Source organism: Chitinophaga sp. (assembly GCF_039596135.1).
Lineage (GTDB): Bacteria > Bacteroidota > Bacteroidia > Chitinophagales > Chitinophagaceae > Chitinophaga.
In genome coordinates, this window is sequence record NZ_JBCNKH010000064.1 from 1 (window position 1) to 13127 (window position 13127).

The 13127-nt window shown below is 42.4% G+C and carries 10 protein-coding genes; 7 read left to right on the plus strand and 3 right to left on the minus strand.

The genetic code is table 11. The annotated features are described in order from the left end of the window. The first annotated feature begins 76 nt into the window (after positions 1-76). The gene (locus ABDW16_RS25250) at positions 77-508 is read left to right on the plus strand and encodes a hydrogenase maturation protease (RefSeq protein ID WP_343673672.1); all 432 of its coding nucleotides are present in this window, start codon (positions 77-79) and stop codon (positions 506-508) included. Positions 509-546: 38 nt separating this feature from the next. Here the strand turns inward: ABDW16_RS25250 and ABDW16_RS25255 are convergent, their stop codons facing one another. Together ABDW16_RS25255 and ABDW16_RS25260 are read right to left on the minus strand one after the other, a co-directional pair. Continuing rightward, positions 547-1734: a hypothetical protein gene (locus tag ABDW16_RS25255; RefSeq protein WP_343673634.1), complete on the minus strand. Its 1188-nt coding sequence runs from the start codon at positions 1732-1734 to the stop codon at positions 547-549. 299 nt (positions 1735-2033) lie between these two features. Continuing rightward, positions 2034-3173: a hypothetical protein gene (locus ABDW16_RS25260; protein ID WP_343673635.1), complete on the minus strand. Its 1140-nt coding sequence runs from the start codon at positions 3171-3173 to the stop codon at positions 2034-2036. A gap of 466 nt (positions 3174-3639) precedes the next feature. Here ABDW16_RS25260 and ABDW16_RS25265 point away from each other — a divergent pair, with 466 nt between their 5' ends. From ABDW16_RS25265 to ABDW16_RS25290, 6 genes are all read left to right on the plus strand, one after another. Then, complete coding sequence (locus ABDW16_RS25265; protein WP_343673636.1) at positions 3640-7050, plus strand: PA14 domain-containing protein; 3411 nt, start codon at positions 3640-3642, stop codon at positions 7048-7050. A 99-nt stretch (positions 7051-7149) separates the two neighbouring features. Beyond that, positions 7150-8178: an aldehyde reductase gene (locus ABDW16_RS25270; protein WP_343673638.1), complete on the plus strand. Its 1029-nt coding sequence runs from the start codon at positions 7150-7152 to the stop codon at positions 8176-8178. Between the two features lie 14 nt (positions 8179-8192). Beyond that, positions 8193-8939 carry an AraC family transcriptional regulator gene (locus tag ABDW16_RS25275; RefSeq protein ID WP_343673640.1) on the plus strand — a complete coding sequence of 249 codons (747 nt, stop codon included), beginning with the start codon at positions 8193-8195 and terminating at the stop codon, positions 8937-8939. 622 nt (positions 8940-9561) lie between these two features. Further along, on the plus strand, positions 9562-10884 hold the full coding sequence (locus tag ABDW16_RS25280; RefSeq protein WP_343673642.1) for a protein kinase: 1323 nt from the start codon (positions 9562-9564) through the stop codon (positions 10882-10884). Between the two features lie 9 nt (positions 10885-10893). Continuing rightward, positions 10894-11322, plus strand: coding sequence for a MauE/DoxX family redox-associated membrane protein (locus tag ABDW16_RS25285; protein WP_343673644.1), 429 nt, complete (start codon positions 10894-10896; stop codon positions 11320-11322). A gap of 126 nt (positions 11323-11448) precedes the next feature. Then, a complete protein-coding gene (locus tag ABDW16_RS25290; protein ID WP_343673646.1) occupies positions 11449-11685 on the plus strand; it encodes a hypothetical protein in 237 nt (78 codons plus the stop codon). A gap of 40 nt (positions 11686-11725) precedes the next feature. Here ABDW16_RS25290 and ABDW16_RS25295 read toward each other — a convergent pair whose 3' ends face one another. Then, positions 11726-13114: a RagB/SusD family nutrient uptake outer membrane protein gene (locus ABDW16_RS25295; RefSeq protein ID WP_343673647.1), complete on the minus strand. Its 1389-nt coding sequence runs from the start codon at positions 13112-13114 to the stop codon at positions 11726-11728. Positions 13115-13127 lie beyond the last annotated feature (13 nt).

The window sequence follows — 13127 nt, forward strand, 5'->3', positions numbered from 1 at the left end:
ATCATCTGCGTGTCCGGCCAGGCGAGAAGGTTCCTGTAGATGGCACTGTGCTGGAGGGTGAGAGCGCAGTCGACGAATCGATGCAGGAGTTGGGAATTATCTCATGGGAGATGAAGGCGTTGGTGTGCATGTGGCGCAACGGTTGGAGGCATCGGGAGAGATGCCGGAGGTGGATGTGGTGGATGGCGGAACGGGTGGGTTTCATTTGCTGGAATATTTTGAGCAGTATGAAAGGGTGATATTGGTGGATGCGACTTTGGATGGGTTGCAACCGGGTTCTATCAGGTGTATCCAGCCAAAGTATGCGAGTGATTTTCCGCCGGAGATCAGTGCACATGATATAGGGTTGAAGGATTTGGTAAGTGCGTTGCAGTTGTTGGATAGGATGCCGGAGTTGTATTTGTTTGTGGTGAGTATTGAGAGTATACAACAGCAGGGGATGGAGTTGACAGAAGAGATTGAGGGGTGTGTACCTTTGTTGTTGGAGAAGATAAGAGGTGTTGTTTAGTAAAAAGCCGGGCGATGTTATTGCCCGGCTTTTTTTATTTATTTGTTTTCTAGTTTCTTTTTTAATTCAGCTACTTCCTGTTGTAGTTTCACATTTGCTTTGTGTTCTTCAATGAGGTAGAGGGTGAGTTCTTCTATTTTTTGCATTTGTAGTTTTTGCATTTCGGCTATGTCCAGACCTTTTTCTGAGATTTCTTTTTCAGAGGGGATTTCTGGTAGTTTATGGTTTTCTTTTATATGCGTTTCTATTTCTGCTAAGGTAGGTAGTTTATAATCGGGATTGAATACGTAATCTGCCCAGCCGGATTGGGTGATGGTGAGTTTCTTTGCACCAATGGTGCCTGCTACTGCTAGTTTGTAACTACCAGCTGTTTTAACGCCGATCAGCAGGTTACCACCTGAATCCAAACGCATTTTTTCTGTACCATTATTTGTGAGAAACGTGAGGTAGCCACCTGTTATCTGTCCTCTATTAAAGATTATTCCGCAGTTCGTGTATCCACCATACTTGTTGATCAAACCAAACATGGGTATATTATACGTATTCGCTTTATATGCCTTCACCCCAAGGAAAGTACCATCTCCTGCTGAATTTCCATCGGGTAATCTGCCCAACACTGATGTAATGGTATCAGTGATGGTAGTTGCCACATCCAGGGACGCTCTGGGACTTGTTGTATTTATTCCCAATTTCGGACCGTTAGTTGCAACACTATCAATCATGTATACGGTTCCTGCAAATGCATTTTTATAAGGTACACTGGTCACAACGGTAGCCTCAGGAATAAGTGCTGAATCCACTACTGTCCAGTTAGTATAATAAACTGCTGAATCCTTCGGTAATCCTTTTGCAAATGCACCGATATGGAAGCGCAAATAATACGCCTTATAATTCAGGAAAATTGAGATCTTTCCATTCTCGTTTGCAAGCGTAACAGGTGGATTCAGCGCACCACCAGCAGAAACAAATGCACTGTAAAACTTATCAGAAAGTACATACCAGGTCAATTTCAGGTCGACAGGACCACCAGCACCCTTATTATAGTCGAAACCCTCTATCATGATAGTAGGCATAGCAACACTGTTCTGAAAAGGGATATTCGTTTTGATCTTTATACCGTTGGTAAGCTGCGTATTTAGACTCACTGAAAGAACGTCATAATATTGCGCCCGAACAGACAATGCAAGTGAACACATAAGGGCTAAAACCAACAAAATTGATCTCATAGTAGGGATATTAATAATTAAATACAAAAACTGGATTCACGATCCTAATATAACAATGAATGGCAAGCACTTAGGTCGTTTAATTTTACCACCACCCGCACAAAATTATCAATAAAAAGGAAAGTTGCAAGTAAAAAAATCAATGCTTCCGCTATCCCTTCTTCTTTAATAAGATCTGGCAGGTAATGAAAATCGACATTCTACAACACACAGGAAAGGAACATTACCGCGTGGGTACAATGAGTAAAGAATATTGTTTAGCAGGAAGCTGGTCGAAATATTGACTGGCTCCCGTTTAGTTACTTATTTTCTAATTTCTTTTTTAGTTCAGCTACTTCCTGTTGTAATTTTAAATTATTCTTGTGTTCTTCAATCAGGAATGAAGTTAGTTCTTCTATCTTCTGTATTTGTAATTGTTGTTTTGCTGCTTCCGCTTGTAATTTTACATTCGCCTTGTGCTCTTCGATCAGGTACAAAGTGAGTTCCTCTATCTTCTGCATTTGTAGTTTTTGCATTTCGGCTATGTCCAGTCCTTTTTCTGAGATTTCTTTTTCAGAGGGGATTTCTGGTAATTTGTGGTTTTCTTTTATGTGTGTTTCTACTTCTGCTAAGGTAGGTAGTTTATAATCTGGTTGGAATACGTAATCTGCCCAGCCAGATTGGGTGATGGTGAGTTTCTTTGCGCCTATTGTACCAGCTACTGCTAGTTTAAAAGTACTGGTGGTAGTCGTACCAATCAGGAGGTTACCACCTGAATCCAAACGCATCTTTTCTGTACCATTATTTGTCAGAAACGTAAGGTAACCACCTGTTGTTGATGCTGACGTTGTCCCACCTCTATTAAAGATCACACCACAATTCAGTACACCACCATATTTACTGATCAAACCAAACATTGGTATATTGATTGTATTCGCCTTATAAGCCTTCACACCCAGGTAAGTACCATCCCCTACAGTATTCGCATTTGGTAATCTACCCAATACAGCGGAAATGGTATCAGTAGTTTCTGTTGCCACATCCAGTGGAACTTTAGGAGTCAATGTATTTATCCCCAACCTACCAGTATTGGTAGCTGTAATACTATCAGGCAGGTATACTGTTCCCTCAAATACATTTTTATAAGCTACACTTGTAACATTGGCCGCCTCAGGTATCAGTGCTGAATCCACCACTGACCAATTAGTATAATAAACAGCTGAATCCTTCGATAATCCTTTTGCATAAGCACGGACATGGAAACGCATAAAATACGGTTTATAATCCATAAAAATTGAGACCTTACCATTCTCATTCGCAAGTGTAATAGGTGGATTCACAGAACCAGCCGTAGAAACACATGATTTGTTAAACCTATCAGAAATTACATACCAGGTCATCATCAGGTTAAGATTGTTTCCAGAACCATAATCATACCCTTCTATCATGATAGTAGGCATTGCAGTACTGTTAACAAAAGGTATATTCGTCTTAATCTTTACGCCATTAACATTTTGCGGTGCATTAAAGTGTATTGAAACGACATCGTTATAATATTGCGCCCGAACAGACAATGCGAAAGAACACATAAGGGCTAAAACCAACAAAATTGATTTCATAGTAGGGAAATTAAATATTTAAATATGAAGATTGGGTATTATACTCATTGAACAAATAAAGGATATACATAATGTATATTAGACATTTTTGCCCGACTACTCATTACAACAATCTACACAAAATTATCAATAAAAAACAAACCGCCAAGTACAAAAATCAATGCCTTGCAAATTCCCTGAACAAAACATATCTTAGTCCCGTGCTGTAAGAGACACTAACCCAATTCCACGATCTACCTATCATTCTACATAATGAGAACGCTTTCACGTCAAGTACTCTTATTTCCAAACAAAAACCCGCTCCATCATGAAAACACGTTACCTATTCCCCCTGGTGTTCCTGCTATCCGTCCTCTCTACACAGGCACAACGAAAACCGCCCCGTGTAGCCGGCAGCCCATTCACGTTATCTGCCGTACCCGATAGCCTCTTCGTCACCTCAGAAAACATGTCTGCCTCTGAAAAAATCGCCCTCCAAACCCTGCAAGGCGTCATAGCCCAGACGAAACCTGAAATTCTGAGAGACACCTATGGTCACCGTACACTCGTAGAAAACGCTGGTATTAAGACCAATACCACGTACTACAACAACTTCGCCGGTCTGCTGGCACACTATGCCAATCGCCTGGCAGGTTACATCCTTTGTAACCCAAAAGACAAATCCACGAATGCAGCCATCTCACTGGCCGGTGTGATGAATGCAGTCGCCATTCCAACTGACATCGAATCTGAAGCCATTAACGCCGGCCTCACTAAATTACTGGATGTTACCACCCATGACGAAGCCTGGGTACTCGCCAATTATGGTAGTCTTTTCAACAAAAATGTGGCTACCTACCAGCAAAGTTCTGACGACCGGGTCTACTACATGGGCGATTTTTCCACTTACAGCAAAGCCTTTCAGTTCTGGTCTGACACTGTCACCGGTGTACTGGCCAGCAATGTGTACAACCGCATGAACAAAGGCGCTGCTTACTTTGGATGGGGGCCTTCAGAGTACAATACGGTAGAACAGCTATCCCTGCACTCCGCATTGATACTCCCATCTGACTGGGCACCGAATATGTCTGCGCTCTCCCAGATTCCACCCAAAAAAGATGGCTTTCACCAAAAGCCTGCCATCAAACCATACGAAGTAGTGCCAAATGTGCACACCGTGTGCTTTGTAATTACAGATGGCGACAACCTGCAATGGCTGCTCGGCACCTCAGACAATACCAACAACTGGGCAAACCCTAACCGTGGCCACGTGAACCTCGGCTGGACCATTTCCCCGTCTTTGTCTGAAGCCGCACCACTCATGTACGAGAAGTACGTTGATAACTGTCTCACCACACCCGATGGCCGCAATGTGCTCATTGCCGGCCCTTCAGGCAGGGGCTATTACTTCCCCGGTCGTGTACCTGATGCTGACCTCACCACCGAGTGTAACCTGCTCAATAAATACATGAAGCAGGCAGACCTGCGCATTGTAAACATCATCGATGCAGACGACAGCGACAACGATCCTACTCCTTACCTGAAGCAGGACAATATCGACGCACTCTTTTACTACAGTTATGGCGCCAACTACACAGGCAGGGCCGGACAAATAGACTGGTACAAGGATAAGCCTTCTATCGGTGGCAGATATACCCTGTGGGGTACCTTGTCCTCTCCGGCTTCGCTGGCCAATACCCTCAATGCAGCATCTACCAATATCAACTCACAGGATGGCTATAGCCTCATCTCCGTACATGTATGGGATAGAAGTGTAGACGATGTGATTGATTGTATCAACCGACTGAATAGTAACGTACGGGTAGTATCTCCCGATGAATTTGTATGGCTTATCCGCAAGAATATCAAAGGGCTGAATGTGGGGCAGGGCAATGGCCTGCGTGCTGATTTCTATGGTGGTTATCACCAGGATACACTGAAGTATACCCTGTTTAACCAGAACATAGATGCAGATTGGGCAAACCTCTCTCCTAACAGTCAGTACCTGGGGTATAACAATTTCTCTGTGAAATGGTCCGGACAAATTCAGCCATTGTATTCTGAAACATATACCTTTTCCTGTTATTCAGATGATGGTGTAAAGCTCATTGTAAATGGACAGACCATCATCAACGATTATGAAACACAGGGGGCATATACCCGCACAGGTACTATTGCACTGACAGCCGGTCAGAAGTACAATATTGAACTGCAATATGGCGAAGGTGTAGGCGATGCTTTCTGTCACCTCTCCTGGGAAAGTGCTTCCCAATCCAAACAGATCGTTCCTGCGGCACAATTGTTCAGCAGACCGGATACCAGTTCAGGCCCGGTTACGCTTTACCAGGATATTAATTATGCCGGCTTCCATGCCGGGTTTAATATCGGCTCTTATAAATTATCCGGTCTGAATTTAAAGGGCATCAATAATGACGAGGTGACTTCAGTAAAGATTGCCAAAGGTTACAAAGCAGTGCTCTACTGGGATGATGGATTTGGTGGCGACAGCCTGGTACTCACCCGTGATACAGCATTCCTGAACAGCTGGAATGACAAACTCAGTTCCTTACGGATACGGGCTAACGGTGACCCCAACCTCGCCGGGTCTTATACCCTAAGAAATGTAAAGAGCAACTATTACATGGATGTAAGGGGTGGTCTTACCGGCACAGGCAATGGCGCGAGCCTGCAATTGTGGACACCTACCGGTGCGGCGAACCAGACCTTCACATTCAAACACATAGGCGATGGTATCTATTCCATTACCGCCTACCATAGTGCCAAAGTGCTGGATGTGGCCAATTCCAGTACGGCAGACAATGCATACATCTGGCAATATACAGATCAACATGCTACCAATCAGCAATTCATTGCCATTGCTGCAGATAGTGGTTATTACAAGTTTATCAACGTGCTGAGCGGAAAAGTCATTTCCATCGAAAATGAAAGCACAGCTGCCGAAGCCAGGCTGGTACAAAGAACAGATACTGGCCAGTTGTCTTCCAGGTGGCAATTGTACAAAGGCGCTACTGTGGGTAATGGCAACGGCCTCACCGGTAACTATTATAATGGTATGAACTTCGATACGCTGAAAGTTTCCCGGATAGATCCAAATATCAATTTCGACTGGGGTGAAGGCGCTCCTGCTCCCGGCCTTACAACAGATCATACCTCTATCCGCTGGACGGGTAAGATTGAGCCCCGTTACACAGATACTTACACCTTCTATATTACCAGCGATAATGGCCGACGCTTATGGATCAATAACCAACTGGTGATAGACAAATGGATTAATGACTGGGATATTGAATACAGTGGTACAATTGCGTTGACTGCGGGTCAGCAATACGACTTTAAGATGGAATACTTTGAAGACTATGGCGGTGCGAATGCAAAGCTGTCCTGGTCCGGTAGTTCCCAGGTAAAAGAGATTGTTCCAACGAACCAACTGTATACAACCGGTCTTAGCACTACAGCACGTGTAGCAGCTGTACAACCTGCTACTATCCCCACCAGGGTGCTCATCTACCCCAACCCTACGTCTAACGATGTTCACCTGCAATTTAACGCCGCACGGGCGAAGGTGGCCATCTTTGATTTACAGGGCAGGCAGGTAATGCCGGCAAGAACGGTACAATCCGGCGAAACGCTGAATATTTCAGCATTGCCACAGGGTGCTTATATGATAACCATTGATGCCAATGGCGCCCGCACAACAAAAACGATTGTAAAGAAATAGTTTCAAAAAGGGGGGGCAGTAGCCTGCCCCCCTTTTCTAAAAAATGACTTTTTAACAAAGCTGCCAACTTATTTACGCCTGACATTTGTATAAAAAAAAATGGAACAGGTACTCGTCACCGGCGGCACAGGATTCGTAGCAAGTCACTGTATACTTCAACTTTTACAGCAGGGTTATCAGGTAAAAACCACTATCCGCACGCCTGATAAAAAGGATAAGGTACTGGAAATGCTCCGCACCGGCGGTATCACAAACTTTCAGGATATTCAGTTTGTAGTAGCCGATCTCACTGCAGATTCGAACTGGTCTTTAGCAGTAGCAGACTGTAAGTATGTACTTCATGTAGCATCACCCATTTTTCTTCGTGTACCCAAAGATCCCAACGAAATGATCCGCCCTGCGGTGGATGGCACCCTTCGTGTACTGAAAGCAGCCAGGGATGCCGGTGTAAAACGGGTGGTGATGACCAGTAATTTCGGCGCGGTAGGCTACAGTCACAAAGATCCAACTACATTGATTACAGAGCAGGACTATACTGATCCCAATGAAAAAGGGCTTTCTGCTTACAACAGATCGAAGGTGATGGCTGAACAGGCTGCCTGGCAATTTATTCGTCAGCAGGGAAACGGACTTGAGTTTTGTACGGTGAATCCGATGGGGATTTTTGGTCCTTCGTTAGGCCCGGACCTTTCCAGTGGTTTTGAATTATTACGCAATATTATGACGGGTGCAATGAAAGCGATTCCAAATATGGTACTTGGTATTGTGGATGTACGGGATGTAGCAGATCTGCATATCAGGGCAATGACAAGTTCGCAGGCAAATGGAGAACGATTTCTGGCACTGGCGGGTGGTACGATGAGCCTGTTACAAATGGCACACTTCATAAAAGAAAAGATGCCTGCTGTGGGTGCTAAGATCTCTACCCGGCCACTTGCTGACTGGAAAATAAAACTTGCGGCCTTATTAGGCAATCAAAAAGCAAAAGCTGTGGCGCCAATGCTGGGTATAAACCGCAATGCCAGTAATCAAAAGGCCATGACGGTATTAGGCTGGCATCCCCGCAGTAATGAAACTGCGGTATTGGCCGCAGCAGAAAGCCTGGTTAAGTATGGTGCAATTCAGTAAATTGGGAGATGTTCATGAAACTCGATCAGATCAAGTCTTGTTACATTGGTCCTCACATTTCACCGGAAGCATTTATTGCGGAACATTTCTTTATTTACTTACTGAAGGGAAAAATGGAGGGATTTGATGGCCATAAAAGCTATGCTTTATGGCCTGGTCAATATTGCATGGTCCGTAAAAATCATCTGGCCAGGTATAACAAGCAAAAAGACGAGGGTGTATTTGAAAAGATCGTTGTAATTTTTGATGAAGCATTTCTGAAAGCGTATCAACAAAAGCATGCAGTGAGCAGTAACACCTATGTATCCAATGATGTATTTATTCATTTGAACAAGACGGATCTTATTCCTCAATTATTTCTACAGGAGGAAGATAGTACAACGAGGGAACGGTTATTAACTATTTTACTAAAAGCCAATCCAGGGTTAGAGAATATCCTATTTGATTTTGGTATACCTGCAAAGATAGACCTGGAGGCTTATATGAACAGGAACTTTCGTTTCAATGTTGCGATTCAGCGGTTTGCTTATCTCACAGGCAGAAGTTTAACGGCGTTCAAGCAGGATTTCAAGAGGGTATTTAATGATACACCCGGCCGCTGGTTGCTACAGAAGCGGCTGAAGGAAGCTTATTTCTTAATAGACAAGCAGGGACAGCGCCCTTCGGATGTATACCTGGAAGTAGGGTTTGAAGACTTGTCGCACTTTAGTTATACATTCAAAAAGTTATTTGGTTTTCCACCTACGCAATTGAGGAAGTGATTACTTCCTCATTTTTTTTGTCTCTCTACTGCATTGCCATTCTGCGGATTCCAGTTGGGGATTATCAGGGCCATAGTGTGGCTTCACTACCAACTTGTCATCAACCCGGCACCAAAAGAGCACCTCAATATCCTTTTGGATATTAAGGTGCTCTTTTGGTACCCTTTTGGTGTACTTATAATATACTGGTTACACTATAGTTGAGCTGTAGTTATACCTTGATTTTGCCTTGATTATGAGCCAGCTACATCAAGACAACATTACCTAAAAGTGTGTATTCCTGTCAGTTAGCAGAAAATGCTTCAAAAAACCCTACAGCCGGGGAAAATTAGATTAATAGTTATATTATCATAAAAAACAATTCATGAAAAAAAATTTCATAAACATTCCCGAACATTTTTACAAAGTGTCTGTTATAAATTCCATACTATTGGTCTTTCGACTAATATTTCAAAATGGGGACAAAAAACAGCTAATTTCTATACTCAGCGGATAACGTGATTTTACTTTATTCTTATATCCATGATATTTAAAACCACTTTATAAGTACCTGTAAACGCGCGCAGGACGGGAAATAACTAATTTTAGACTGCTATTAAATAACTGTTAGACATTAGCTGGTATGCCAGTTTTTCAACTGCACAATGGGGTATCCTTTATGCATGAAGTAAAAGAGTTTGCAAGCGATCTGTCATTATATGGTATACCTTACCAGGAATGTGAGCATTGGCTGGAGGTAGGCGATTGTGAATCGCGGAATAACTTTGTCTTGTACATCTCTGTGCTTTCACAGCAGGCTCAATCTTTATTACATCAGGTGCTTCCCTTATTAAAGGAGTATGCGGTATCTTACCGGTTGTTGAAAAACGACAGGCTGGTGGATCAGAGTAATGGATTGACGCTGGGCATTAAAGATGCGGGGAAGGTTATTGTGATCTATCCGTGTCATGCAAAACAGGCCAGGCAACTGGCCCGGGAGCTGGAAAAAGTGACCGGTGCATTTCAGGGTATTACGCCTTATGATAGTCTTCGTATAGGCAAGGTGTTATACACGGCATTAGATACAGGTATTTCCTATCATATACCTGCAGCATACCGTAATAAGCGGCGCAAAGGGATTATCGGTAAATACTATATTCCTGTTAAGTTATTAAGGTTCAATCCCAAGGGAGATATCTACCTGGGGGTGAATATAAAGCAGTTTGCATTTTCACATTGTATTATTAAGCAGGCGAGAGCTGCATCATATATAGACAGGTATGGCAGGGAATCGGTACATAAATTATTCTGGCAAAAATCGGTGCTGGAAGCGATACAACATGAATTGCCTGTGCCGCAGGTAATAGATTTTTGCAGTAAGGGGGAAGATCATTATTTAGTGACGAGTTATATAAACGGGCAGGTATTGCCGGAGCAACTGCGGGATGTATACCAGACCCGCATCTGGCGGGAATTGGGGGTGATGGACAAAGCCAGGATTTTAAGTTATTTTTTGCAGATAACGGAAACCATTGCACGATTACATGAACTGGGATATTTGCACCGGGATATCCAGATAAATAATTTTATAATCCGGGAAGATAAAGTATACCTGCTGGATTTTGAGTTAGCATATTATATGCCGGCGGGTACACCTGATCCACCGTTCGGATATGGAACGATGGTGTTCATGTCGCCACAGCAAAGGCAAAGCGAGCAGCCGCGGGTTGAAGATGATATTTATTCGTTAGGAGTTGTATTAGCATTTATGATTTTGAACCCGGCTGACCAGGAGAGTTTTTCAGGAAATATTTATAATGCACTGGTGAATGCAGGATTGGAAGCAGTTTTACTGGAAGTAGTAATTAATTGCCTGGATCCTGACCCGGTCAACAGACCTTCACTTTCCTCAATAATAACCTTATTAAAGACAGGAGATATACCGGAGAAGATAGAACTGGTATAAAATTAGACTATGAAAACTAGAACACTGTTCTTTAATGCAGTATGCCTACTGTTTATTACAATGTTTGTGTATGCAGCTGTAAGTAAGTGGATGGAGTTTAATGTATTTGTCTCCCAGATGCATAAGCAGCCGTTTCCGCACCAGGTTTTGCCCCTGTTGGTATGGGGGATCCCTTTTACCGAGTTATGTGTATCATTGTTGTTGATGTTGGAGAAGACCCGATTTATAGGGTTGAAGATCGCGACGGGGATGATGATACTATTTACAGGTTATATCATCCTTGTAGAGTTAAGATATTTTGGTGAAATACCCTGCTCATGTGGTGGCGCCATTGTTCAGTTCACATGGGTACAGCATCTTTATTTTAATTTATTTTTTGTATCTGTAGGAATTATTGCTCTTCTACTGATCAGGAAGATAAAGACATTCTCCCGGTAACCAATAAAAGTGTATTAGCAGCAGTTAACTGTCACGGTTCGTAAGTTATTTACGGCGGGATAGATATGCCTGATGCTGATTACAGCCTGAGCGTCTTTTTTTCTGTCACTTTAAACATTTAATCTTATGAACAAAATGAAATTAGCATTCGCAGCGCTGGCTGCTTTAATTGGTGTGGGAGCAGCATACGCGACAAAAACAAAACCAGATCCAAGAGCCGATAATCACTATTGGATTACCATCGGGGGCACCACTGTATTATATGGAACGACAGCTAATGCTGAAAATAACTGCCCTGGTTCAGGTATATTTTGTTTAAGAGCACTTGACAATGCTAATCTGATAGTTACCAGATCTAATTAATTTATTAGCTAAAAAGCACCTGTGTTACAGGTGCTTTTTACTAATTATATCCAGGATTTTGCGTTAGATTTCCATTTAACTTTATTTCTGTATCAGGGATTGGGTATAATGTATCAGTATCCTTCCATGATGGTTTTCTGGTTACCAAAACACTCGTGGCTGTTTTATTTCGTTTAAGATCGAACCAACGGTTCCCCCACTCAGTAAATAATTCTACCTGCCGTTCCTTCTGAATGGCTATTAGCAGATCATTATAATCTATACCTGGATTTGTAGTAGCAATCAACGGTAATCCGGCCCTGTTTCTAATACTATCAATGTCTGCTATTGCCCCGTCAAGATCGTTTAAATGAGCCCGGGCTTCTGCCCGTACCAGGTATTGCTCAGCCAGACGAAGTACCATTGTATATTCACTTACTGTATATGTAGAACTAAAGTTCACCCGTAATTTATATTTGTATGGAAAGGTATAAGTGGTTCCGTTCACTTTTTTCCTGCCAATCCAGTTCACTTGTCTTTTATCACCTGTTTCAAATACACTTAGTAAATAATCTGATATTTCATACTGAGGCAATGACGTTCCAGTGAGGCTCGGTACATATTGTGCACCTTCTGATGTATTATAACCACTCTCTGTAGGCATAAACTGTAAAATAGCTTCTTTACTATCTAAAAGAAATACCCGGTTAAGATCATGTTCCAATTCATAAGAACCGGCATTAATAACCTGCGAAGAAGCACTTTCTGCATCTACCCAATCTCCTTCGTACAGGTATAATTTTGCAAGCAATGCTTTAGCGGCCCATTTATTGACTCTCACTCTTCTGCTACTTGGATAGGTTTCCTTCAACAATCCTGTTGCTTTCACCAAATCCTGCTTTATCTGTGAAAAAATAACACTGGTAGAGGTTCTCTTCAATTTTGCATTTGCCTCATAATTTGTCGAAGTAACAAAGGGAACATCCCCAAACAGCTGAATCATCTGAAAGTAAATAAGAGACCTTATAAAATAAGACTCGCCCAACAATTGGTTACCTACATCTGCTGAAATAGATTTGCTATTGGTGATTCCCTCAATGATAGCATTCGTCTGGTAAATCAATCCATATCCATAATACCATAAATATACTCTATTAAAGGAGCTTGTTATGGATATTGAATTAGTATAAAATTCCTGCATAGTATTGGTCGGACTACCCGGCAGTATTTCATCAGCAGACAAACCAGCGCTAATAGATAACCCTCCATTTAATATATTGGGAAAAGACACCATTATTTTTGAATAGACACCACTCATAGCAGACAATGCTGATGTGTCATGTGAAAACACGTTTTTTCCAATCACACTATTATCCGGGTCGCCCACATCAATTAATTTATTACAACCTATGCCCCAGATGGCTAGCAGTATTACAACATACTTTTTCATCTCCTGGAATTTA

Excerpts from the sequence above, each read along its gene's own strand:
- ABDW16_RS25255 (WP_343673634.1), bottom strand. The coding sequence starts at position 1,734 with ATGAGATCAATTTTGTTGGTTTTAGCCCTTATGTGTTCACTTGCATTG.
- ABDW16_RS25270 (WP_343673638.1), top strand. The coding sequence starts at position 7,150 with ATGGAACAGGTACTCGTCACCGGCGGCACAGGATTCGTAGCAAGTCAC.
- ABDW16_RS25260 (WP_343673635.1), bottom strand. The coding sequence starts at position 3,173 with ATGCCTACTATCATGATAGAAGGGTATGATTATGGTTCTGGAAACAAT.
- ABDW16_RS25285 (WP_343673644.1), top strand. The coding sequence starts at position 10,894 with ATGAAAACTAGAACACTGTTCTTTAATGCAGTATGCCTACTGTTTATT.
- ABDW16_RS25295 (WP_343673647.1), bottom strand. The coding sequence starts at position 13,114 with ATGAAAAAGTATGTTGTAATACTGCTAGCCATCTGGGGCATAGGTTGT.
- ABDW16_RS25280 (WP_343673642.1), top strand. The coding sequence starts at position 9,562 with ATGCCAGTTTTTCAACTGCACAATGGGGTATCCTTTATGCATGAAGTA.
- ABDW16_RS25275 (WP_343673640.1), top strand. The coding sequence starts at position 8,193 with ATGAAACTCGATCAGATCAAGTCTTGTTACATTGGTCCTCACATTTCA.
- ABDW16_RS25290 (WP_343673646.1), top strand. The coding sequence starts at position 11,449 with ATGAACAAAATGAAATTAGCATTCGCAGCGCTGGCTGCTTTAATTGGT.
- ABDW16_RS25265 (WP_343673636.1), top strand. The coding sequence starts at position 3,640 with ATGAAAACACGTTACCTATTCCCCCTGGTGTTCCTGCTATCCGTCCTC.